Source organism: Streptomyces sp. NPDC047017 (assembly GCF_040644175.1).
In the GTDB taxonomy this organism is placed as follows: Bacteria; Actinomycetota; Actinomycetes; order Streptomycetales; family Streptomycetaceae; genus Streptomyces.
The window spans coordinates 109,315-132,332 of the sequence record NZ_JBEYVW010000025.1; the positions used below are offsets into that span (position 1 = coordinate 109,315).

The 23,018-nt window shown below is 72.5% G+C and carries 23 protein-coding genes and 1 riboswitch; of the genes, 3 read left to right on the forward strand and 20 right to left on the reverse strand.

The window, feature by feature from the left end:
- The first annotated feature begins 151 nt into the window (after nt 1–151).
- Nucleotides 152–577, forward strand: coding sequence for a VOC family protein (locus tag ABZ858_RS32820; protein ID WP_361387039.1), 426 nt, complete (start codon nt 152–154; stop codon nt 575–577).
- A 198-nt stretch (nt 578–775) separates the two neighbouring features.
- On the forward strand, nt 776–1,528 hold the full coding sequence (locus ABZ858_RS32825; RefSeq protein WP_361387146.1) for an LAETG motif-containing sortase-dependent surface protein: 753 nt from the start codon (nt 776–778) through the stop codon (nt 1,526–1,528).
- A 130-nt stretch (nt 1,529–1,658) separates the two neighbouring features.
- Here ABZ858_RS32825 and ABZ858_RS32830 read toward each other — a convergent pair whose 3' ends face one another.
- From ABZ858_RS32830 to rpsB, 9 genes are all read right to left on the reverse strand, one after another.
- Nucleotides 1,659–2,678 carry an ABC transporter ATP-binding protein gene (locus tag ABZ858_RS32830; protein ID WP_361387042.1) on the reverse strand — a complete coding sequence of 340 codons (1,020 nt, stop codon included), beginning with the start codon at nt 2,676–2,678 and terminating at the stop codon, nt 1,659–1,661.
- Entirely contained in the window at nt 2,679–4,280 is a 1,602-nt protein-coding gene (locus tag ABZ858_RS32835; RefSeq protein WP_361387045.1) for an iron ABC transporter permease, read from the reverse strand. It lies immediately after the preceding gene.
- A gap of 65 nt (nt 4,281–4,345) precedes the next feature.
- Nucleotides 4,346–5,422, reverse strand: a complete 1,077-nt coding sequence (locus ABZ858_RS32840) for a thiamine ABC transporter substrate-binding protein (RefSeq protein ID WP_361387048.1) — start codon at nt 5,420–5,422, stop codon at nt 4,346–4,348.
- Between the two features lie 80 nt (nt 5,423–5,502).
- Nucleotides 5,503–5,608: riboswitch (TPP riboswitch) on the reverse strand.
- An 83-nt stretch (nt 5,609–5,691) separates the two neighbouring features.
- Nucleotides 5,692–6,798 carry a 23S rRNA (adenine(2503)-C(2))-methyltransferase RlmN gene (gene rlmN / locus ABZ858_RS32845; RefSeq protein WP_361387051.1) on the reverse strand — a complete coding sequence of 369 codons (1,107 nt, stop codon included), beginning with the start codon at nt 6,796–6,798 and terminating at the stop codon, nt 5,692–5,694.
- 92 nt (nt 6,799–6,890) lie between these two features.
- Nucleotides 6,891–8,114: a phosphatidate cytidylyltransferase gene (locus tag ABZ858_RS32850; RefSeq protein ID WP_361387149.1), complete on the reverse strand. Its 1,224-nt coding sequence runs from the start codon at nt 8,112–8,114 to the stop codon at nt 6,891–6,893.
- Nucleotides 8,115–8,236: 122 nt separating this feature from the next.
- On the reverse strand, nt 8,237–8,794 hold the full coding sequence (frr, locus tag ABZ858_RS32855; RefSeq protein WP_361387054.1) for a ribosome recycling factor: 558 nt from the start codon (nt 8,792–8,794) through the stop codon (nt 8,237–8,239).
- A 224-nt stretch (nt 8,795–9,018) separates the two neighbouring features.
- The gene (gene pyrH, locus ABZ858_RS32860) at nt 9,019–9,777 is read right to left on the reverse strand and encodes a UMP kinase (protein WP_361387057.1); all 759 of its coding nucleotides are present in this window, start codon (nt 9,775–9,777) and stop codon (nt 9,019–9,021) included.
- A 203-nt stretch (nt 9,778–9,980) separates the two neighbouring features.
- On the reverse strand, nt 9,981–10,817 hold the full coding sequence (tsf, locus tag ABZ858_RS32865; RefSeq protein WP_361387060.1) for a translation elongation factor Ts: 837 nt from the start codon (nt 10,815–10,817) through the stop codon (nt 9,981–9,983).
- Nucleotides 10,818–10,995: 178 nt separating this feature from the next.
- Nucleotides 10,996–11,937, reverse strand: a complete 942-nt coding sequence (gene rpsB, locus ABZ858_RS32870; RefSeq protein WP_361387063.1) for a 30S ribosomal protein S2 — start codon at nt 11,935–11,937, stop codon at nt 10,996–10,998.
- Between the two features lie 592 nt (nt 11,938–12,529).
- On the opposite strand from rpsB, the gene ABZ858_RS32875 reads away from it, so the two are divergent.
- Nucleotides 12,530–13,000: a M23 family metallopeptidase gene (locus ABZ858_RS32875; protein WP_361387152.1), complete on the forward strand. Its 471-nt coding sequence runs from the start codon at nt 12,530–12,532 to the stop codon at nt 12,998–13,000.
- A gap of 125 nt (nt 13,001–13,125) precedes the next feature.
- Here the strand turns inward: ABZ858_RS32875 and ABZ858_RS32880 are convergent, their stop codons facing one another.
- The 11 genes from ABZ858_RS32880 to lepB (ABZ858_RS32930) form a co-directional block, all read right to left on the reverse strand.
- A complete protein-coding gene (locus tag ABZ858_RS32880) occupies nt 13,126–13,680 on the reverse strand; it encodes a helix-turn-helix domain-containing protein (protein ID WP_361387155.1) in 555 nt (184 codons plus the stop codon).
- Nucleotides 13,681–13,780: 100 nt separating this feature from the next.
- On the reverse strand, nt 13,781–14,623 hold the full coding sequence (gene whiG / locus ABZ858_RS32885; protein ID WP_361387066.1) for an RNA polymerase sigma factor WhiG: 843 nt from the start codon (nt 14,621–14,623) through the stop codon (nt 13,781–13,783).
- Between the two features lie 270 nt (nt 14,624–14,893).
- The gene (dprA, locus tag ABZ858_RS32890; RefSeq protein WP_361387069.1) at nt 14,894–15,997 is read right to left on the reverse strand and encodes a DNA-processing protein DprA; all 1,104 of its coding nucleotides are present in this window, start codon (nt 15,995–15,997) and stop codon (nt 14,894–14,896) included.
- A gap of 281 nt (nt 15,998–16,278) precedes the next feature.
- Nucleotides 16,279–17,904, reverse strand: coding sequence for a YifB family Mg chelatase-like AAA ATPase (locus ABZ858_RS32895; protein ID WP_361387072.1), 1,626 nt, complete (start codon nt 17,902–17,904; stop codon nt 16,279–16,281).
- Nucleotides 17,904–18,338, reverse strand: a complete 435-nt coding sequence (locus tag ABZ858_RS32900) for a YraN family protein (RefSeq protein WP_361387075.1) — start codon at nt 18,336–18,338, stop codon at nt 17,904–17,906. Before ABZ858_RS32900 ends, ABZ858_RS32895 begins: the two co-directional genes overlap by 1 nt.
- A gap of 118 nt (nt 18,339–18,456) precedes the next feature.
- Nucleotides 18,457–18,765 (reverse strand): DUF2469 domain-containing protein, encoded by a 309-nt coding sequence (locus tag ABZ858_RS32905; protein ID WP_014675276.1) that lies wholly within the window; start codon nt 18,763–18,765, stop codon nt 18,457–18,459.
- Between the two features lie 56 nt (nt 18,766–18,821).
- The gene (locus ABZ858_RS32910; protein WP_361387079.1) at nt 18,822–19,316 is read right to left on the reverse strand and encodes an NUDIX hydrolase; all 495 of its coding nucleotides are present in this window, start codon (nt 19,314–19,316) and stop codon (nt 18,822–18,824) included.
- Nucleotides 19,306–20,082: a signal peptidase I gene (gene lepB, locus ABZ858_RS32915; RefSeq protein WP_361387082.1), complete on the reverse strand. Its 777-nt coding sequence runs from the start codon at nt 20,080–20,082 to the stop codon at nt 19,306–19,308. Before lepB (ABZ858_RS32915) ends, ABZ858_RS32910 begins: the two co-directional genes overlap by 11 nt.
- Nucleotides 20,083–20,265: 183 nt before the next feature.
- Nucleotides 20,266–21,219: a signal peptidase I gene (lepB, locus tag ABZ858_RS32920; RefSeq protein ID WP_361387085.1), complete on the reverse strand. Its 954-nt coding sequence runs from the start codon at nt 21,217–21,219 to the stop codon at nt 20,266–20,268.
- Complete coding sequence (gene lepB, locus ABZ858_RS32925) at nt 21,119–22,264, reverse strand: signal peptidase I (protein ID WP_361387088.1); 1,146 nt, start codon at nt 22,262–22,264, stop codon at nt 21,119–21,121. Before lepB (ABZ858_RS32925) ends, lepB (ABZ858_RS32920) begins: the two co-directional genes overlap by 101 nt.
- On the reverse strand, nt 22,257–22,988 hold the full coding sequence (lepB, locus tag ABZ858_RS32930; RefSeq protein ID WP_361387091.1) for a signal peptidase I: 732 nt from the start codon (nt 22,986–22,988) through the stop codon (nt 22,257–22,259). Before lepB (ABZ858_RS32930) ends, lepB (ABZ858_RS32925) begins: the two co-directional genes overlap by 8 nt.
- Between the last annotated feature and the right edge of the window lie 30 nt (nt 22,989–23,018).

Below are 23,018 nucleotides of genomic sequence, written 5' to 3' on the forward strand. Positions count from 1 at the left end.
ACCACCGGAACGGTCGGGACAACCGGAACGGCCGGGACCACCAAAGCGGCCGAGGCAAAGAGATCCGGTGCCCGCCGATGAGTTCCGCGCGGCGCCCGGGTCCACCCCCGCGAACGGCACGAACGGCAGCACGACAAGGGGAGAGGCCCATATGTCCACCACGTCCACCACGTACCAGCAGATGATCTTCGTGAACCTGGCGACCGACGACGTGGCCGCGGCCAAGGAGTTCTACGCCGCGCTCGGCTACCCGATCAACCCGCAGTTCTCCGGCGACGACAGCGCCTGCGTCGTGATCAGCGACACGATCTTCGCGATGCTGCTCAGCAAGAAGCACTACGCCGAGTTCACCCGGAAGGAGATCGCGGACTCCACCCGGACCAGCGAGGTCCTGATCTGCCTGAGCGCGGAGAGCCGCGAGAAGGTCGACGAGCTGATCGAGAAGGCGGTCGCGGCCGGCGGCGCGGTGAGCGGCGAACCCCAGGACCACGGGCACATGTACGGCCGGGCCTTCGACGACCTCGACGGCCACTCCTGGGAGGTCATGTGGATGGACCCGGCGGCCATGCAGGGCTGAGCCCGCGCCGAAACCTCCGGCCTCCCCATGAGAGGGCAAAGCCGACCCCCTTGCGGTGCCGATGCGTTGACACTTCTCACGGAGCACTTGTAGACCTGTGAGCCGCACGGGGCGCCGGGGCCGCGCCATGGCCGCTCCGGCGCCCCGGTCGACCCCCCGCACTCGCACCTCGTGAAGGGCACCGTGGCCGCCTTGTCGATCTCATGGATCTCCCGCCGTAGGTCATCCCGCCGTAGGACAACATCCCTCCGCAGGACATCCCGTCGTACCGCGCGCCCCGGGCGCGTCCTGGGTGTCGCCGCCGTCACCGCCGCGCTCGGCCTCGGCGCGGCGGGCGGCGCGCTCGCCTGTGACATCAGTGAGTTCTCCGCCGTGGCGGCCTGCGGCAGCGGCGGCAAGGGCGCCATCGTCGTCACCGACAAGGACGCCTCCGGGACGGCGGCGGTGGTCTCCGTGTTCCTGGAGAACCACGGCGCCGACGAGAAGAAGGTCGGCGAGCGGACGGTCAGGGGCTCGGCCGCCGGCACCACGGTCACCTTCTCCGAGGACTGGCGGCCGGACACCACGTACCGCGTCCATGTGAAGGCCGGCGGCACCGCCGTCGACAAGGACATCACACCCGGGCTGACCACCCCGTCCACACCCTGCGCGCCGGCCACCCGGAGACCCTCCCCCACGCCGTCCCGGCCCGGCATCCCGACACCGACGGCCACCCTGACAGCGCAGCCCACCCCGCCGCCCGCCACACCGTCCCCGGCGGTGAGCAGTACCGCCCCGGCGGGCGCCGCGGGCAGCGCGCCCTCCCCCGCGGTCGGTGACTCGCACCTGGCCGAGACCGGGTCGGACTCGCACACCCCCCTGATCGCCGGCATCGCGGTCGCCCTGGTCGTCGTCGGCGGCGGCGCGGTCGCCTACGGCCTGCGCCGCCGGGGTACGGGCGGCGGCCGCTGACCCCCGGCGCGCACCGGCAAGCGGCAGCGGCCCGGCCCGTTACGGCAGCGGACCGCACCGGCCGGCCCGCTGCCGGTCACCCGCCGGATCAGCCCAGCATCACGCCGGATCGGCCCAGCCCCACGATGGATCAGTCCAGCACCACGATCTCGGCCGGGTCGAACTCCACCCCGGTCTCGTCCCCGACCTCGGGCGCGGACCGCAGCGGGCAGGCGGCCTCCAGTCGCGGCGCGTCCCGCGGCTGGAGGTGGACGGCGACATGGGTGCCCTTGAAGGTGCGGGCGGTCACCGTGCAGCGCAGGCCCTCGGCGGCGGGCACCAGACGGACACCGGCGGGACGTACGAGGAGGCTGTGCGCGCCCTGGGGTGCCCCTTCGGGCACGGGCACCTTGCCCCACGGCGTGAGCGCCATCTCGCCGTCGACGCTCGCCTCGACGACGTTCTCGAAGCCGAGGAACCGGGCGACGAAGGCGTCCGCCGGGCGCTGCCACACCTCAAGAGGCGTGCCGGACTGGGCGATCCGGCCGTCCCGCATCACCACGACCCGGTCGGCGAGCGCGAACGCCTCGCCCTGGTCGTGGGTGACGGCGAGCACGGTGGTGCCCAACCGGCCGAACAGTTCGCGCAGTTCGACGACGAGGCGTTCGCGCAGCGAGCGGTCGAGCTGGCCGAGCGGCTCGTCGAGCATGAGCAGGCGCGGGCGCGGGGCGAGCGCCCGGGCGAGGGCGACGCGCTGCTGCTCGCCGCCGGACAGGGCCGCCACGGCCCGCCGCCCGGCGCCCGGCAGCCCGACCAGCTCCAGCAACTCCCGTACCCGGGCATCCCGTTCACTGCGCACCGTACCGCGCATCCGCAGCCCGAAGCCGACGTTCCCGGCCACGTCCCGCTGCGGGAAGAGCTGGTGGTCCTGGAACATCAGGCCGACCTCGCGGCGGTGCACCGGCACACCCGCCTGTTCGCGCCCGTCGAGCAGCACCTGCCCGGCGTCCAGCGGCTGGAGTCCGGCGACCGCGCGCAGCAGCGTCGACTTGCCGCTGCCGCTGGGGCCGAGCACGCACACCGTCTCGTGCTCGGCGACCGCCAGGTCCACGGCGTCGAGCACCGGCCGCCCGCCGAAGCGCACGGTCGCGGCCCGAAGGCTCAGCAGCATCTAGAACTCCCCGCTCCGGTCGGTGCGCAGCCGTTCCAGGACCAGCAGCGCCACCGCGCACACCACCATGAGAATCGTCGACAAAGCCATCGCCTGGCCGTAGTTGAGGTCGCCGGGACGGCTCAGCAGCCGGGCCACCGCGACCGGCAGGGTCGGGTTGTCGGGCCGGGCGATGAACACGGTCGCGCCGAACTCCCCCAGGGACACCGCGAAGGCGAACCCGGCGGCGATCAGCAGCGCCCGCCGCACCAGCGGCAGGTCCACCTCCCGCCACACCCGCCACGGCGACGCCCCGAGCACGGCGGCCGCCTCCCGCAGCCGTACGTCCACGGCGCGCAGCACCGGCAGCATGGTCCGTACGACGAAGGGCACGCCGACCAGGGCCTGCGCGAGCGGGACCAGGACCCAGGACTGCCGCAGATCCAGCGGCGGCTTGTCCAGGGCGATCAGGAAACCGAACCCGACGGTCACCGCCGACACGCCGAGCGGCAGCATCAGCAGCGCGTCGAAGCCGCGGACCAGCCGGCCGGCGTCGCGGCGGGTGAGCGCGGCGGCGGCCAGCGCGCCGATCACCACCGCGATGGCGGTCGCTGCGGCGGCGTAGGCCAGGGAGGTGCCGACGGCGTCGATCGGCGCGACCAGGAAGGTGCCGCCGTCGGCGTCCGTCAGCGCCCGGTAGTAGCCGAGGCCGGGCGCGGTGAGCGAGCGCTGCACCAGCACGGCCAGCGGCAGCAGCAGGAGCACGGCGATGGAGGCGAGGACACCGGCCAGCAGCGCCCACTGCCGGGCGCCGCGCGGCCGCCGGGCGGTGCGGGCGGCGTCCACCAGCCGCAGCGCGCTCTCCCGGCGCCGTACGGTCCAGGCGTGCACGGCGAGGATCGCGCCGACCGCGAGGAACTGCACCAGCGTCAGGACCGCCGCGGTGGACAGGTCGAAGATCTCCGAGGTCTGCCGGTAGATCTCCACCTCCAGGGTGGAGAACGTGGGACCGCCGAGGATCTGCACCACGCCGAAGGAGGTGAAGGTGAACAGGAAGACCATGAGCGCGGCGGCGGCGAGCGCGGGCGCGAGAGCCGGCAGGGTGACCTTGCGCCAGGCGGTCAGCGGTGAGGCGCCGAGCATCCGGGCGGCCTCCTCCTGGCGCGGGTCGAGCTGGGCCCACAGGCCGCCCACGGTCCGGACGACCACGGCGTAGTTGAAGAAGACATGGGCGAGCAGGATCGCCCACACCGTGGTGTCCAGGCGCACCCCCCACAGCTCGTCGAGCAGGCCGCCGCGGCCGACCAGGGCGAGGAAGGCGGTGCCGACGACCACGGTGGGCAGCACGAACGGCACGGTGACGACGGCCCGCAGAAGATGGCGGCCGGGGAAGTCGTAGCGGGCGAGGACGTAGGCGCCGGGCAGCGCGATCAGCAGGGTGAGCGCGGTGGAGGCGAGCGCCTGCCAGGTGGTGAACCACAGCACGTGCCGGATGCCGGACTGGCCGAGCACGTCCGCGATCCGCCCGGGGTGCCAGGCCCCGCCGGTCCGCAGCCCGCGCCGGACGATCGCGGCCACCGGGTAGGCGAAGAACAGCGCGAAGAACGCGACGGGCGCGGCCATCAGGCCGAGCCGCGCCGCGTTCCCCGAACGACGGGCGCGGGCGCGGTCGCGGGCGGAGGCGGGGGCTACTTCAGTACGAGGGAGGTCCACGTCTTGACCCACTGGTCGCGGTCGGCGGCGATCTTCTCCGGTGCCATGGTCTCGGGGTCCTTGGCCTGCGGTCCGTACTTCGTGAACTCCGGCGGCACCTGGGCGCCCCGGCGCACCGGGTAGACGTACATGTTCAGCGGCATGTCCTGCTGGAACTCCTGGCTGAGCAGGAAGTCGAGGAAGGCCTTGCCGCCCTTGGTGTTCCTCGCGTTGCTGAGCAGGCCGGCGTACTCGGTCTGGCGGAAGCAGGTGCCGTCGGCGACGCCGGTGGGGGCGGTCTTCGGCCGCGGCTCGGCGTAGACGACCTCGGCGGGCGGCGAGGAGGCGTAGGAGACGACGAGGGGCCGGTCGCCCTTGGCCTTCCTGCCGCCCGCGGACCCGGAGAACTCCTGGTTGTACGCCTGCTCCCAGCCGTCGACGACCTTGACACCGTTGGCCTTGAGCTTCTTCCAGTACTCCGGCCAGCCCCCGTCGCCGTACTTCGCGGCGGTGCCGAGCAGGAAGCCGAGACCGGGCGAGGCGGTGGCGGGGTTCTCGGTGACGAGGAGGTTCTTGTACTGGGGCTTCGCGAGGTCGTCGAAGGTGGCGGGCGGGGCCAGCTTGTGGTCGGCGAAGTACTTCTTGTCGTAGTTGACGCAGATGTCGCCGGAGTCGACGGGCGTGACCCGGTGCTTGGCCTGGTCCACCCGGTACCGCGGCAGCACGAGCCCGGCGTCCTTGGGCTGGTAGGGCTGGAAGAGGCCGTTGTCCAGGGCGCGGGAGAGCAGGGTGTTGTCGACGCCGAAGAAGACGTCGCCCTGCGGGTCGTCCTTGGTGAGGACGGCCTTGTTGACGGCCTGGCCGGCGTCGCCGTCCTTGAGGACGCGGACCTTGTAGCCGGACTTCTTCTCGAAGTCGGCGATGACGCTCTTGGAGGCGGCCCACGAGTCGTGGCTGACCAGGGTCACGGTCTTGGTGTCCGCAGCGGACGAGCCGCCGTTGGACGACCCGCACGCGGAGAGCGTGACCAGGCCGAGTCCGACCGCCGCGGCGACGAACGTCTTGGTGTGCACTGGATGTCCTCCTGGGGGTTGGCCAGGAAGAGACGCGGCCCCGCCCGGGTCCGCGCGGGACGCCGGGCAGGGCGCAACAGCTTGAGTGGTGACCGAACTTCCTACCCAGAATGACCTGGGCGAGGTTCAGAGGGTCTGCGGCCGGTGCCGCACTCTCAGCGCTGTGGCGCTCCCCTGTCGGAATATGAAGATGTGTGTACGGCCCTCAGACTACCGTCCGGCAGACTACCGTCGGCCGGCACCCGGGCTGGCACCCGGCTGCCGCCCGCCTATCGCTCGGTGGCCGCCAGCTGGCCGCAGGCCCCGTCGATCTCCTGCCCACGGGTGTCCCGGACCGTCACCGGCACACCGTGCGCCGCGATCGCCTCGACGAACGCCTTCTCGTCCTCGGGCCGCGACGCCGTCCACTTGGAGCCGGGGGTCGGGTTGAGCGGGATGAGGTTGACGTGCACGGGCCGGCCCTTGAGCAGCCGGCCCAGCCGGTCGCCGCGCCACGCCTGGTCGTTGATGTCCCGGATCAGCGCGTACTCGATGGACAGCCGTCGCCCGGAGCGCGCGGTGTACTCGAACCCGGCGTCCAGCACCTCCCGCACCTTCCAGCGCGTGTTGACGGGCACGAGGGTGTCGCGCAGTTCGTCGTCGGGGGCGTGCAGGGAGATGGCGAGACGGCACTTGAGGCCCTCGTCGGCGAACCGGTGGATCGCCGGGACCAGGCCCACCGTGGACACGGTGATCCCGCGCTGGGACAGGCCGAGCCCGTCCGGCTCCGGGTCGGTCAGGGCACGGATGGAGCGGAGCACCCGGTTGTAGTTGGCGAGCGGCTCGCCCATGCCCATGAACACGATGTTGGACAGCCGCGCCGGACCGCCCGGCACCTCGCCGTCGCGCAGCGCCCGCATGCCGTCCACGATCTGGTGCACGATCTCGGCGGTCGACAGGTTGCGGTCGAGGCCGGCCTGGCCGGTCGCGCAGAACGGGCAGTTCATCCCGCAGCCCGCCTGCGAGCTGATGCACATGGTCACCCGGTCCGGGTAGCGCATGAGCACCGACTCGACGAGCGTGCCGTCGAACAGCCGCCACAGCGTCTTGCGGGTGGTGCCCTCGTCGGTGGACAGGTGCCGCACGACCGTCATCAGGTCGGGCAGCAGCGCCTCCCGCAGCTTGGCGCGCGACCCGGCGGGGATGTCGGTCCACTGCTCCGGGTCGTGCGCGTACCGCGCGAAGTAGTGCTGCGAGAGCTGCTTGGCGCGAAACGGCTTCTCGCCGATCGCGGCCACGGCCTCCTTGCGCTCGGCGGGCGAGAGATCGGCAAGGTGCCGCGGCGGCTTCTTGGCTCCGCGGGGGGCGACGAAAGTGAGTTCTCCGGGCTTGGGCATGGTGGTACCAGTGTCGCAGATCGACTCGGGTGGCCCGGCGGGCCGCCGGTCACGAGGGCGGCAGGCGGCAGGGGTAGGGCGCCGGGGCCGGCTCAGGCCGAGCCGACGAACAGCACCAGCAGGAGCCAGACCACCGGGGCGGTCGGCAGCAGGGAGTCCAGGCGGTCCATGATGCCGCCGTGGCCGGGCAGCAGCGTGCCCATGTCCTTGATGCCCAGATCCCGCTTGATCATGGACTCGCCCAGGTCGCCGAGGGTGGCGCTGGCCGCGACCGCGAGGCCGAGGAGCAGGCCCTGCCACCAGGCGCCGTCGTCGATCAGGAACTGCATGCACAGCGCGCCGGCCACCATGGCGAAGGTGACCGCGCCGACCAGGCCCTCGCGGGTCTTGCCGGGGCTGATGCGCGGGGCGAGCTTGTGCTTGCCGAAGCGCCAGCCGACGGCGTACGCGCCGGTGTCGCTGACCACGGTGAGGATCAGGAAGGTCAGGACCCGGAACGGGCCGTCGCCCGCGGTGAGCATCATCGCCACGAAGGTGGCCAGGAACGGCACGTAGAACGCGGCGAACACGCCCGCCGTGACGTCCTTGAGATAGCCCTCGGGCGGCTGTGTCATCCGCCAGACCAGCACCGCCAGCGCGGTCAGCGCCATCGCCACCCAGGCGCCCTCGGCGTCCCGGACGTACCCGGCGACCACCATCGCGGCGCCGCCGACCGCCAGCGGCACCAGCGGCGCCTTGATGTCCTTGCGTTCCTGGAGCCGCGAGGTCAGCTCCCACAGGCCGACCACGACGGCGACCGCGATGACGCCCACGAACACGGCCTTGACCACGAACAGCGACGCGATGATCACCACGCCGAGCCCGAGACCGACTCCTATGGCAGCGCCCAGGTCCCGGCCCGCGCTCTTCTTCTGCGGGGCTGGCGCCGGCTGCGGGGCGTCGGGCATGGGCTCCGGATTCTGCGGCGCCGGCCCGTGGGCGGGCGGCGTCCGCGGCGTGTCGTAGGACCGCGGCTGCGGCGCTCCGTACGGCTGCGGCTGTGGCTGCGGCTGGCTCGGCGCGTACGACTGCGGGTGCGGCTGTGGCTGTGGGAGGGGCTGCGGCTGCGGCGCCCCATAGGAGTGCGGCGGCGACTGCGAGGCGTCATAGGACCGCGGCTGCGGCTGCGGCGCCCCGTAGGGCTGCGGCTGTGCCGCCGGGTAGGACTGCGGCAGCTCGGCCTCGTCCGGGAACAAGGGGCCGCTCATCGTACGAGCGGCCCCCCGGTCGTCCTCCTGGTCTCCGCCGTGTGCGGGCACCTCGGGCACGATGGGCAGGGGGCGGATCTGCCGGCCGCCCGGCGCATCGTGGGCGGGACCCGCGGGGACGGCCCCCTGGGCCTGGTCCGCTGGTCCCCAGTACCCGGCCGGCTGCGGCGCTCCCCAGGAAGAGTCGTTCATCAGACTTCGAGCAGCTCCGACTCCTTGTGCTTCAGGAGCTCGTCCACCTGCGCGACGTACTTCGCGGTGGTGTCGTCGAGCTCCTTCTCCGCACGGCGGCCCTCGTCCTCGCCGACCTCGCCGTCCTTGATCAGCTTGTCGATGGTGTCCTTGGCCTTGCGGCGCACCGAGCGGATGGACACCTTGGCGTCCTCGGCCTTGCCCTTGGCGACCTTGATGTAGTCGCGGCGGCGCTCCTCGGTCAGCTCGGGGAACACCACCCGGATGATGTTGCCGTCGTTGCTCGGGTTGACGCCCAGGTCCGAGTCGCGGATCGCCTGCTCGATGTTGCGCAGCGCGGTCTTGTCGAACGGGGTCACGACGGCCATGCGCGGCTCCGGTACGGAGAACGAGGCCAGTTGGTTGATCGGCGTCAGCGCGCCGTAGTAGTCGGCGACGATCTTGTTGAACATCGCCGGGTGCGCACGGCCGGTACGGATCGCGGCGAAGTCCTCCTTGGCGACCACGACGGCCTTCTCCATCTTCTCCTCGGCTTCGAGGAGGGTCTCTTCGATCACCACTTGCTCCTGCGTGTCTTGAGTAGGCCCGGCTGCGGTTCCTGGTCGGGGCCGTCGCCGGCTGCGTCGCGTCTTCTTCCTGCACGGTTCCCGACCGGCAGGACATTGTCCATCCCCCGGCCCGGGTCCGTCCCGTCCGTCCCCCGGACAGGTGGCTTCCCCGCGGACCCGTGAACCCGCGCACCGGGGGCGCCGGTCGCGGTCCGGGGGCGCCGGCCGGCCGGTCAGGCCCGGCCGGTCTGGTCACCCACCAGCGTGCCGATCTTCTCACCCTTGACGGCGCGGGCGATATTGCCCTCCTTCAGGAGCTCGAAGACGACGATCGGCAGGCGGTTGTCGCGGCACAGCGTGATCGCCGTGGCGTCGGCGACCTTCAGGTCCCGGGTGATGACCTCGCCGTAGCCGAGGGAGTCGAACTTGACCGCGTCCGGGTTGGTCTTGGGGTCGGAGTCGTAGACCCCGTCCACCCCGTTCTTGCCCATCAGCAGCGCCTCGGCGTCGATCTCCAGGGCGCGCTGGGCGGCGGTGGTGTCGGTGGAGAAGTACGGCATGCCCATACCGGCGCCGAAGATGACCACGCGGCCCTTCTCCAGGTGGCGCACGGCGCGCAGCGGGATGTACGGCTCGGCGACCTGGCCCATGGTGATGGCGGTCTGGACCCGGCTGTCGATGCCTTCCTTCTGGATGAAGTCCTGAAGGGCGAGGCAGTTCATCACGGTGCCGAGCATGCCCATGTAGTCCGAGCGGGCGCGGTCCATGCCGCGCTGCTGGAGTTCGGCGCCGCGGAAGAAGTTGCCGCCGCCGATCACGATCGCGATCTGCGCGCCGTCCCGGACGACGGCCGCGATCTCACGGGCGATGGCGTGCACCACGTCCGGGTCGACGCCCAGGCCACCGCCGCCGGAGAATGCCTCTCCGGACAGCTTCAGCAGAAACCGGCCGGTCACTTTGCCGTCGTCGCTCTTCTGGGCCTTGGTGGTCATGAGATCCCGCCTCTGTTACGTGGTGCACATGCGAAGAAGGCCATTGCCGGTGGGGTGGTTCGCATCCCATGCAGCGGCAATGGCCTCCTCGTCAGATCTGCTGTCGTCCCTCACCCGCGGCCGCGTGCCGGCCTGCGCGCGAGGGGGACGACTGCTGTCGACCCTATCCGGGTCGGGTGTCCGTCGCGGTACGGACGGACGACTCAGATGCCGACCTTGATGCGCGAGAAGCGCTTCAGGGTGACACCGGCCTCGTCCAGGACCTTCTGGACCGACTTCTTGTTGTCCAGCGCGTAGGGCTGGCCGAGCAGCGTGGCGTCCTTGAAGAAGCCGTTGACGCGACCGTCGACGATCTTGGCGATCGCGGCCTCGGGCTTGCCCTCGGCGCGGGTGGTCTCCTCGGCGATACGGCGCTCGGACTCGATGACCTCGGCCGGCACGTCCTCCTTGGAGAGGTACTTCGGCGCGAAGGCGGCGATGTGCTGGGCGATGCCCTTGGCGACCTCGGCGTTCGGCTTGTCCAGCTCGACGAGGACACCGATCTGCGGGGGCAGGTCGGGCATCGTGCGGTGCATGTACGCGGTGACGTAACCGTCGGTGAACTGCGCGAAGCGGTCCAGGACGATCTTCTCGCCGAGGTTGGCGTTGGCCTCGTCCACGAACGCCTGGACGGTCTTGCCGGCCTCGATCTCGGAGGCGAGCAGGGCCTCCAGGTCGGCCGGGGCGGTCTTGGCGACGTGCTCGGCGATGGCCTTGGCCACGGCCTGGAACTTCTCGCCCTTGGCGACGAAGTCCGTCTCGCACTTCAGCTCGACGAGGACACCGGAGGAGTTGTCGTCGGCGAGGATCGAGACCACGGCGCCGTTCTCGGCGGAGCGGCCCTCGCGCTTGGCGACGCCCTTCTGGCCCTTGATGCGCAGCGCCTCGACGGCCTTCTCGACGTTGCCCTCGGCCTCGTCCAGCGCCTTCTTGCAGTCCATCATGCCGGCGCCCGTGAGCTCACGAAGCTTCTTGACGTCGGCGGCGGTGTAGTTCGCCATGAGTCTGTGAATCTTTCTCGAAGTCTGGAAGATCGAAGATCAGGGGGTCCGCGGAGCCCCGTCACCCCTTGAGCCTGCCGCTCTCGGGGCCGGTCCCGCCGACGCGCCGCTGACCTACGGGTGAACGGCGGGAGCGGACTTCATGCGCCCGCTCCCGCCGTCGACACTGACTGACGGGTCAGGCGGACTGCTCGCCCTCGGCGGCGGCCGGAGCCTCGGCCTCGGTGGCCTCGGCGGCCGGAGCCTCGGTGGCCTCGGCGGCCGGAGCCTCAGCAGCCTCGGCGGGGGCCTCGGCCGGCTTCTCGGCCTCAGCCTCAGCCTCGGCGGCCGGCGCCTCGTCGGCCTTCTTCTCACCCTCGAGCAGGTCGCGCTCCCACTCGGCGAGCGGCTCGCCCGCGGCCTTCTCGCCCTTGTCACCGGTGGCGACGCGCGAGCGGGAGATGAGGCCCTCGGCGACGGCGTCGGCGATCACGCGGGTGAGCAGGGTGACGGAGCGGATCGCGTCGTCGTTGCCCGGGATCTTGTAGTCGACCTCGTCGGGGTCGCAGTTGGTGTCGAGGATCGCGACGACCGGAATGTTGAGCTTCCGGGCCTCACCGACGGCGATGTGCTCCTTCTTGGTGTCCACGATCCAGACGGCGCTGGGCACCTTCTGCATCTCGCGGATACCGCCGAGGGTCTTCTCCAGCTTGGCCTTCTCGCGGGAGAGGACCAGCAGCTCCTTCTTGGTGAGGCCGGAGGCGGCCACGTCCTCGAAGTCGATCTGCTCAAGCTCCTTGAGGCGCTGCAGACGCTTGTAGACGGTCGAGAAGTTGGTGAGCATGCCGCCCAGCCAGCGCTGGTTGACGTAGGGCATGCCGACGCGGGTGGCCTGCTCGGCGATGGCCTCCTGCGCCTGCTTCTTCGTGCCGACGAACATGACCGTGCCGCCGTGGGCGACGGTCTCCTTGACGAACTCGTAGGCGCGGTCGATGTACGACAGCGACTGGAGCAGGTCGATGATGTAGATGCCGTTGCGCTCGGTGAAGATGAAGCGCTTCATCTTCGGGTTCCAGCGACGGGTCTGGTGACCGAAGTGGACGCCGCTCTCCAGCAGCTCCCGCATCGTGACGACGGCCATGGCCGTATCTCCTTGAATTTCTCGGTTGTGCCGCGGGTGCCGGACGGCTCCCGCGCCTGACGCCCGCGGCGCGCCGTGCCACGAAGGACCGAGGGGCGCTGACACGACCGTTGCCGGCTGTGTGTCGGGGCGTGCGAAGTCGACCCGGTGACCCGGATCGCCACCAGAAGTGTACGGGACCCGGAAGGCGCCGGGTGACGCCCCTGTCCACAACCGGCGGGTTGTCCACAGGGCCCGGCCCCTCCGGGCGGGGCTGCGGGAGCGTGGGGGCATGTCCTGGATGCGTGCGTGTGCGATGCGAGGTGTGGACGGACGGCCCGGGCGGCCGCTCGGACCGCACCTGCGACTCCGGCTGCCGCTGCGGCTGGGGTTGCGGCTGCCGCTGCGGCTCCGGCTGGGGTTGCGGCTCCGGCTGCCGCTGGGGTTGCTGTTGGGGCCGGCGGCGGTGCTGCTGGCCTCGGCGGCGTGGGCGGGCGGCTGGGCTCCACCGGCGGCAGCGGCCGACCCGGGGCCCGCGCGGGACGGTCCGGACATCCCGAACACCACGGACGCCACGGACACCCCGGACTCCACGGGTTCTACGGGCTCTCCGGTGGCGGCCGTGCCGGCGGTGGGGCGGGTGTGGCCGGTGGGGAGCCGTCCGCCGGTCCTGCGCGGGTGGCAGCCGCCGGTGACGGTGTACGGCCCCGGGCACCGGGGTGTGGACCTGGGGGCACCGCCGGGCGCCCCCGTCCGGGCGGTGGCGGCGGGCCGGGTGTCCTTCGCGGGGGTGGTGGCGGGGCGGGGCGTGGTCTCGGTGGAGCTGTCGGGTACGGGTCACCCGTCCCTGCGGACGACGTACGAGCCGGTCCGGGCGTCGGTACGCGAGGGCGCCGAGGTGAAGGCCGGTGACATCGTCGGCACCTTGGAGCCCACGGGCTCGCACTGCGGCACCGGCTGCCTGCACTGGGGCCTGCGCAGAAACGAGACCTACCTGAACCCCTTGCTCCTGCTTCCCCCGTACCTCCTGAACCAGGCCCCACCGAGACTGCTACCGGTCCTGGGGGTGCCGTCGCCGCCCTAGGGTCCGGCACCGGACGGGACGCGCCCGGCACCGGCGAAGCGCATGCGGGCAGCACGGTGGGCACGGGCCGCGCGGGCCGCACTACGGACGGTGGCCGCGCGGTGGGCGGCCAACGCTCCTGGGGCTCAGCCGCACACACCCCGCAGGGCCATCCCCACCGCCGCCTCGGCGACGGCCGACGACTCCTCGGCCCCCAGTTCGATCCGGCGTACCGCCGCGTCGACCACGCCCTGCAGCAGCATCGCCGCCAGCCGGGGCTGCCCGTGGCCCAGTTCCTCCAGCGCGTCGACGATCATGGCGATCAGGCCGCCGTGTGCGGCCCGGATCTTCTCCCGCGCCCCCGCGTCCAGCTCGCTCGCCGAGATCGCCACGACGGCCCGGTGCCGGCGGTCCCCGACCAGTTCCAGCTGGGTGCGGACGTACGCCTCGACCTTGGCCCGGGGCCCGTCCGCGGCCGCCATCGCCGCCGAGACCTCCGCCGCCCACACCGGGAAGTCGGCCGCGCACAGCTCCTCGACCACGGCGGCCCGTGACCGGAAGTACTCGTAGACCGACGACCGCGCGAGCCCCGTCCGCTCGGCCAGAGCGGGGAAGGTCAGCGCCTCCGTCCCGCCCTCGGACAGCAGGGTGCGCGCCGCGTCCAGCAGGGCGGCTCGCTGCATCGACCGGTGCTCGGCCACGGAGGCCGCTCGAATCCTTGGCACGTCGACCACTGTACGGACGCGCCCGCCGCGACGGGAGTGAGCCCGGCCGGGCCACCGCCCACGGCACCGCCCGAACTCACCGGCCGAACCCCGCGAGCTTGGCCCGCAGCTGGAGCACCGACTTGGTGTGGATCTGGCTGACCCTGCTCTCGGTCACCCCGAGGACATTGCCGATCTCGGCGAGCGTGAGGCCCTCGTAGTAGTACAGCGTGACCACGGTCTTCTCCCGCTCGGGCAGCGTGTTGATCGCCCGGGCCAGGAACCGGCGCAGCTCCCGGTCCTCGGCCACCTCCACCGGGTTGTCGGCGGCGGTGTCCTCCAGGGTGTCCATGAGGCTCAGCCGGTCGCCGCCCTCGCCGCCCACATGCAGCAGCTCCTCCAGCGCCACCACGTTGGCCAGCGACAACTGGCTGAAAACCGCGTGCAGTTCGTCGACCGCGATGCCCATCTCGGCGGCCACCTCGCCCTCCGACGGCGTACGCCGCAGCCGGGCCTCCAGGGTGGCGTAGGCCCGCTCGACGTTGCGCGCCTTCTGCCGTACGGAACGCGGGATCCAGTCCAGCGCGCGCAGTTCGTCGATCATCGCGCCCCGGATCCGGGTGATCGCGTAGGTCTCGAACTTGATCTCCCGGTCGATGTCGAACTTCTCGATCGCGTCGATGAGCCCGAAGACCCCCGAGGACACGAAGTCGGCCTGGTCCACATTGGGCGGCAGCCCGACGCTCACCCGTCCCGCCACGTACTTGACCAGCGGCGAGTAGTGCAGGATCAGCTGCTCCCGCAGCCGGTCGTCCCCCGTCGCCTTGTACGACCGCCACAGCTCGTCGAGTGTCGAGGGAGCCGGCGGCCGCACGCTGCCACCGTCGCGGGCGGCTGGGGGGATCGCCGCCCGGTCGGACCCGGAGGTGTGCTGGGGCATTCGTCGCCTTGTGCCGTTCTGCCGTGGATGCGGCTTTCTGGGTGAGCTGTCGGTCTGGGTTCGGTATCGGGGTGTCCGCGTCGGAACCACGTGAGCGTAGCGTGACTGGGACGTCGCGGTGCGCGAACGGCGGGGCGCGGGGCGTGCGCAGATACGTTTCGCAGGGCGCCCCGCCGCGTCACACACATCACCCTCGGTGACGAATGCGTCGCTCAACTGCGGGAATCCACGCAGGTGTCGGCGTTCCCCCGGACGGCCGAACACGCTCGGTCAACACCCGTCCCGGTCCGCTCGGACGGAGATCATCGTCTGGCGTGTCAACTTCCATCCGTCGCCGTGTCGTTCGACGTAGCCGAGCGAGCGGAGTTCGTACAGTCTCGCGATCGCGTCGTCGGGTGCCGTCCGGGCGCCGCGGGCGATCTCCGCCGCGGACGGCGCGCCGCGCGCGGGCAGCGCGGCCAGGACCTGCCGGGCCGCCGGCTCCAGCAGATCGCGCGGGAGCACGGGTCCGCTGCGCCGCGGGGCCAGTTCGCCGATGGCGCCGACCAGTTCCACGACCTCCGCGGCATCGGTGACCAGCGCCGCCCCGCCGCGCAGCAGTTCGTGGACGCCCGCCGACCGGGCGCTGGTGGCCGGGCCGGGCACGCCCATGGTGTGGCGGCCCAGTCGCTGGGCGGCCCGCGCGGTGACCAGCGAGCCGCTGCGGTAGGCGGCCTCCACGACCACGGTGCCGCGGGTGAGCGCCGCGATGACCCGGTTGCGGACGATGAACCTGCCCGGCGTCGGATGGTCGCCGGGCGGCAGCTCACCGACCACCAGGCCCTGTGCCGCGATCCGGTCGATCAGGCGGGCGTGGCCGCTCGGATAGGGCCGGTCCAGGCCGCAGGCCAGCACGGCGACGGTGGCGCCGCCGCTGGCCAGCGCGCCGCGGTGGGCGGCGCCGTCGACCCCGTAGGCGCCGCCGGAGACCACCACCCAGCCGCGTTCGGCGAGGCCGGCGGCGAGCGTGGCGGCCATGTGGGCGCCGTACTCGGTGCAGGCCCGGGCGCCGACCAGGGCGACCGAGCGCAGGGCCCACAGCCGCAGCCCGGCCCGGCCGCGCACCCACAGTCCGGTGGGCCGGGCGTCCCCGAGGTCGTCGAGCTGGGCCGGCCACTCGGCGTCACCGGGGCACACGAACCGCATCCCGGCCTCCCGCGCGGCGTCGAGATCCCGCCCGGGATCGGCCCGGGCGGCCCGCGCGCACAGCCCCGCCCACCGCTTGTCCGACACCCCGGGCAGCGGTGGCCCGCCGTCCAGCAGCCGCCGGACCAGGGCCCGGGCCCCCAGTTCCCGCAACCACCGCCCACCGGCCCGGTCCCCGGGTTCGAGCACCCGGGTGAGGAAGACCCGCGCGGCCGACTCACGGTCCGGAGAATCCGCGAGACCGGAAGGGCTCTGGCGGCTCTGGGGGCCCGGAGGGCCCGGAAGCGGATCGCCGCCACCACCGGCGTCCCGGGCGCTCAGCCGGTCCGAGTCGGACAGCGCATCCGGGGCGCCCGGCCCGTCACACACGTCCCACCCGTCAGACACGTCCCACCCGCCCGCCGCGTCCGACTCGCCCAGCCCGCCCGATCCATTCAGCCCTCCCGGGCCGCCCGACCCACCCACCGCGCTCATACCGCCGCCCCCAGAGCCATCGGCACCCCGCGCGGCACCCCCGTGCGCAGTTGCAGCGCGAGGGCGACGTCGGAGGCGTCGGGGCGGTCGTGGCCGACGAGGTCCGCGACCGTCCAGGCGACGCGCAGGACGCGGTCGAGTCCCCGGGCCGTGAGGACACCGCGCTCCAGGCCGCGTTCGGCCTCGTCCATGGCGCCGGAGGCGGCGTACCAGCGGCTGCGCAGCTCACGGCCGGGCACCTCGCTGTTGGTCCGCCACGGTGTGTCCGCGAGCCGGGCCGCCGCGCGTTCCCGGGCGGCCCGGACCCGGTCGGCCACCGTCGCCGTGGACTCGCCGCGGGCATCGCGCCGCGTCAGCTCGGCCCGGGTCACCGGGTCCACCTCGACCCGCAGGTCGACGCGGTCGAGGAGCGGCCCGGAGAGCCGGGCCTGGTAGCGGCGGATCGCGGAGGGGGAGCACTCGCACAGGGTGTCGCGCTGCGAGAACCGGCCGCAGGGGCACGGGTTGGCCGCGAGCACCATCAGGAACCTCGCCGGGAACCGCACCACCCCCGCGCTGCGCGCGATCACCACATGGCCGGCCTCCAGGGGCTGGCGCAGGGCGTCCAGTGCGTGGCTGCTGAACTCGGGGGTCTCGTCGAGGAAGAGCACTCCGCGGTGGGCGAGGGAGACGGCTCCCGGGCGGGCGATGCCGGGGCCGCCGCCGACGAGGGCCTGCATGGTCGCCGAGTGGTGCGGGGCGCAGTAGGGGGCGAGGTCGATCAGCGGTTTGCCGGGCGGGAGCAGTCCGGCCACCGAGTGGACCGCCGTGACCTCCAGGGACTCCTGGCGGACGAGCGGGGGCAGGACGGCGGGGAGCCGCTCGGCGAGCATGGTCTTGCCGGCGCCCGGCGGCCCCTCCAGGAACAGGTGGTGTCCACCGGCCGCGGCGACCTCCACGGCGGTGCGCGCGGAGATCTGGCCGACGACGTCGGCGAGGTCGTGCCCCTGGTCCTGCTGGGCGGCGCCCAGGCTGTGCATGCCGGTGGCCGCGCCGGTGCCGGGCAGCCGCAGCCCGGCCAGCAGCGGGTCCGGGCGGCCCTGGTCGTCCGGGTCCTCCTCGGGCACGGGTTCGTCGGTCAGCACGGCGATCAGCTGCCGCAGGCTGCGTACGCCGAGCACCGAGACCCCGGGCACGAGGCTGGCCTCGGCCGCGGCGCACTCCGGTACGACGACCTGTTCGTACCCGGCGTCGGCGGCGGCCAGCACCGCCGGCAGGATGCCGCGCACCGGGCGCACCCGGCCGTCCAGGCCCAGCTCGCCGATCATCACGAGGTCGGCGAGGACCCGGGGGTCGATCCGCTCGGCGGCGCCGAGCACCGCGCAGGCCACGGCCAGGTCGAAGCCGCTGCCCGCCTTGGGCACCGAGGCCGGGCTGAGGCCCACCGTGAGTTTCTTCTGCGGCCAGTCGGCGCCGGAGTTGACCACGGCGGCCCGCACCCGGTCGCGGCTCTCGGTCAGGCTCTTGTCGGGCAGTCCCACCAGGGTGAAGGCGGCGACGCCCGGTTCGAGGTCGGCCTGTACCTCGACGACCACGCCTTCCACTCCGACGAGGGCCACGGAGCACGTACGTGCGAATCCCATCAGACCGCCCCCCGTACGTGCTCGACGACGGGCGCGCCGCGCCGGGGCAGCAGGACGGCGACCAGATCGATGCGGACGCCTCCCGGGGGCGCTCCGCCGTGGGACTGGATCCAGCGCTGGGCGAGGCCGCGCAGCCGCTCGGCCTTGCGCGGGGTGAGGGCGGCCAGCGGGTGCTGGAAGGCGCCCGCCCTGCGGGTCTTCACCTCGCAGACGACCAGGACGTCGCCGTCCCGGGCCACGATGTCGATCTCACCGGTCCGGCCGCCGCGCCAGTTGCGCTCCAGGACGGCCAGGCCGCCCTGGACCAGCCGGCGCGCGGCCAGGTCCTCCCCGTACCTGCCGAGCGCGCCACGCGCCCGATCGGCGCCGTCCCGCGCCCGGTCCGCGTCGCTCCGCGCCCGGTCCGCGCTGCCCTGTGCCTGATGTGTGCTCATGTCGGCACCACCTCCGGCGCCAACGGTCACGCATCCGGGCCGACCGAGTGGATCTTGGTGGGTTACTCGTCGGTTGTGGACAACTCCATCACCCGCACGAGTGATCCCGCGTCCCGGATCAGCCGCCGGGCAGCTCCAGATCGCTCTTGTTCAGCTCTTCGATGTTCACGTCCTTGAACGTGAGGACACGCACCTGCTTCACGAACCGGGCCGGCCGGTACATGTCCCACACCCAGGCGTCGGCCATCGTCACCTCGAAGAACACCTCGCCCTGGACCGAGTGCACCTGCATCTCATAGTCGTTGGTGAGGTAGAAACGCCGCTCGGTCTCGATCACGTATTTGAACAGACCGACGACATCGCGGTACTCCCGGTAGAGCTTCAGCTCCATCTCGGTCTCGTACTTCTCGAGGTCCTCGGCGCTCATGGCATGTTCCCCTTCAGCCGTACGGTCCCCCCATTGTGCGCCAGGGTCGTGAGCCCCTAGACGATTTCGGTGTCCAGGGTCACGGGCGCGGCCGGGGGACCTTCGTCGAGCAGTGTGCGCAGCAGCCCGGCGAGTCTGGTCGGATACACGGTCTCATGGGCCAGGGCCAGTTCCCGACACGTCCACCAGCGCGCTCCGACGACGCTGCGCCGCTCCAGTTCGGTCAGGGCGGTGGCGGCGGTCGCCGTCTGGCTGGTGCGGGCCAGGAAGTACCACTCGTCCTGGTCCCAGCGGCGGCCCGCGAACGGGAAGGAGCACCTGCGCCGCCACAGCACCGGGCCCAGCTCGACCTCGGTGATGCCGGTCTCCTCCGCGAGTTCGCGCAGCGCGGCCTGCTCGCGGGTCTCGTCGCCCTCCAGGCCGCCGCCGGGCGTGAACCACCAGTCGTCGGCCGGGTCGTCCGGCTCGTGGCCGTGCAGCAGCAGGACGCGGTCCGCCGGATCGAGCAGCACCACGCGGGCCACCTTGCGCGGCGCGGCCTCAGCGGGCACCGGCCGGCTCCGTCCGGGCACGCACACGGGAGCGGCCCAGCCGCTTGGCGACCGGCCCGTAGGCGCCGCCGACCAGCACCAGCACGGCGCCGCCGGCGATCAGCCAGACGATCACGCGCAGCGGGCCCGGCCGGGACAGGGCGCCCAGCCGCTCGAAGCCGGTGGGGCGCTCCAGCATGCCCTTGGCGGGCCAGATCACGGCGTCGACCCGGGCGGTCACGTCGCTGCTCGCCACGGTGCCCCTGGCTGCGTCGGTGAGATGGGCGGTGGAGTCCAGCGAGCCCTGGCGTTCGTCGCCGAGCAGGAACAGCCGGCCCGCGGGCACCTTCACCGTCGGGAAGTTCACGATCTCGGCGGGGCCGCCCTTGAGATACGGCTCGTCGATCTCCTTGCCGTCGACGGTCAGCCTGCCCCGCGTGCAGCAGGAGACCGTGTCGCCGCCGACGGCCACCACGCGCTTGACCACCGGCGCGTTCGCCACCCAGCTGCGGTCGTGGAAGACGACGACGTCACCGCGGCGCACCTGGTCGCCGTCGACCCGCTGGGCCAGCACCCGGTCGCCGACGCCGATCGTCGGCGTCATGGAGGAGGTGGGCACGGTGTACGGCCGGTAGGCCACCGCCGCCCAGCCGAAGCCGCCGAGGAACAGCACCAGGCCCAGTGCCACGGCGAGGCCGGACAGCCGCTGTCCCGTCCTGCCACCGGCCGGGGCCCTGCCTGTGCCGCCGCCGCGCGGGGCCGTACGTGTCGTGCTCTCGCCACCCATGGACCCGCACCCTACCCGGCGGTACCGAGCCCGGGCAGTCCCCTTCCGCGAGCGCGGCGACAGCTCCACGGGGACTTCACAGAGGTGGGCGGCACGAACGGAATGTCTCCGTCCGCACCGCCCCGGGCCTCCGTGCGGATCAGCGGCGTACGTATCAGCGACGTACGTATCAGCTGCGTATGGTCAGCGGCTCCCGGTGGCCGTGGTGGCCGTACCCGTGCCGGACTCGGACTTCAGCACGCGCCTGCGGCGCCACACCACCAGCGGCACGGCCGCGCTCAGGGCCACCCCGCCCGGCGCCACCGTCAGCGCGCCCGCCGCCGAGGACTGCTGCGCGCCGATGCCCTTCTGGTCGAAGGTGTCGGGCACGGGCAGGGTGCCCCAGCGGTTGACCGGCCAGGCCCGCACGATCGCGCGGCCCACGACGTCCTTGACCGGGACCATGCCGTGGTTCTTGTCGGCCTGGTTGTAGCGCGAGTCCCGGGAGTTCTGCCGGTGGTCGCCCATGACCCAGATGTAGCCCTTGGGCACCTTGACCTTGAACTGGCCGCCCTGGTCGTCGATGCTGCACGGCGTGTTGCCCGGGTAGACGTAGGACGCCTCGTCCAGCGCCTTGCCGTTGACCTTGAGCGGGCCGCTGCCCTTGCACTCGACGGTGTCGCCGCCGACGCCGATGACGCGCTTGATGAGGTCCTTCTCCTCGGCGGACGGCATCAGGCCGATCCAGCTGAGCACCGTCTGCAGGGCGTTGGGCTTGGCCGTGGGCTCGCCGGCCAGCCAGTCGTCCGGGTCGTGGAAGACGACGACCTCGCCGCGGTCGGGCTCGGAGCCGAACCAGGGGGTCAGCTTGTCGACCAGGACCCGGTCGCCGCGCTGCAGGGTGTCCTGCATCGAGTCGGACGGGATGGAGAACGCCTGGACCAGGAACGTCTTGATCAGCAGGGCCAGCACCAGCGCGATGACGACGAGGATCGGCAGTTCCTTCCAGAAGGAACGCGGCTTCTTCGCCTCCGGGGTGCTGCCGTCCGTCGCCCGCTCATCGCTCTGACTGTGCTCTGTCACCGTGCTGTCCTCGGCTGTTTCGCTCTTGTTCCCGGAGGTCACGGCGCTGTCCGCAGCGGGGTCGGCCGCTTCCACGGGGTGTCCGCGGTGCTCCTCGCCGTCGCTTCCGGACCGTGCGCCAAGCGCCACATCCCCCACGCCAACTCCTCACTCCGTGCCGCCGCCCGCCCCGTGCACGGTGCAGGCCCACCACTCCCATAACGAGCGGGAGTTCCGCAGGGGTCGGGAGTCGAACCGATCTGTTGGGATCGTAGAGGGCAACCCTATGCGACAGCCCGGCGGCGGGGGCCGACCCGGCCGCCGCGTCGGGCACCGAGGCGAATGTTTGCGGTTCCTTGAGCGTGGCCCAGTGCCCGAACGGCCAGCCGATGACCAGGGCCCGGCCCACCACGGACTCCTCGGAGACGGTGCCGCCGTAGGCGGTGTCCCGGTGCGCGCGCGAGTCCGCCGAGTTGCCCCGGTGGTCCCCCATCACCCACAGCCTGCCCCGGGGGACGGTGATGTCGAACGGGGTGTCGGAGGGCGCGTTGCCCGGGTAGAGGTAGTCCCGCTCGTTCAGGGCAACGCCGTTGACGGTCACCCGCCCCTGCTTGTCGCAGCACTTGACGTGGTCCCCGCCGACCCCGACGACCCGTTTGATCAGGTCCTTCTCGTTGTCGGAGGGCAGCAGGCCGATGAAGGTGAGTCCTTCCTTGACCTGCTTGACGACGACGGGATCGTGCTTCTTGGTGCTCTCCTCGTCCGTCAGCCAGCCGCCCGGGTCGCGGAAGACCACGACGTCACCGCGGTGCGGCTCGGAGCCGAACCACGGGGTGAACTTGTCGACCAGGACCCGGTCGCCGATGCGGATCGTCTGCTCCATGGAGCCCGAGGGGATCACGAACGCCTGCACCAGGAAGGTCTTCAGCACCAGCGCTATGAGCACGGCCACCCCGACGAGGAGCGGGACCTCCCGCACGGCCGAGCGTCTGCGCTTGCGCTTGACCTTGCGCTGGAGCTTGCGCCGCTCCGCGCGGGTGCGGCCGCCGGATGGGCCCGCCGCCGCGCGCCGGACCCCGGTGGGCAGCAGTTCGTCGGCCGCGCTGACCGGCGCGCCGCGCGGTTTGCCGCGGCTACCCATGGGCGCCGCCCCTGTCACCGGCGGCGGGCACGCGCGCGTAGGCACCCGGCCGGGTCAGCCGGGTCCAGTGGGCGTAGGGCCAGACGATCCAGTCGGCCCGGCCGATCACGTCACCGACCGGGATCATGCCGCCGCCCGGGGAGCCCAGGTGGTCGCGCGAGTCGCTGGAGTCGCCGCGGTGGTCACCGAGGACGAACAGGGTGCCGTCGGGCACGACGACGTCGAAGGGCACCGCCGAGGGGCTGTCCCCGGGGTGCAGGAACGACGACTCGTCGACCGGCAGGCCGTTCACCGCGATCCGGCCTCCCTTGTCGCAGCAGACCACATGGTCTCCCCCCACACCCACAACGCGTTTGATGTAGTCGGCGTCCCCGAAGTAGCCGGTGCCGTCGAACACGACGACATCGCCGCGCCGGGGGCCGGCCCCGAAGCGGTAGGCCAGCTTGTTCACGAGGACGCGGTCCCCGATCCGCAGCCCCTGCTCCATGGACCCGCTCGGGATCTGGAACGGCTGGGCCACGAACACGTTCAGGAGCAGCAGGAGGACCAGGCAGAGCAGCACGGAGAGGGTGACGCGGCCGCCGGGGACCCAGTCGGTGAGGCGCGCCGCCAACGACGAACGCGACCGTCCCTCGGGCCCTCGCGGGTCCGGGTCCTGTTCGGGCCCGGCCCCGGAAGGGCTTGAGGAGCGGTCGCGCTCGGTCGGCTGTGCTTCGGTGTCCATCGGGGCGGAATGCTATCCCGCCCGGCCATG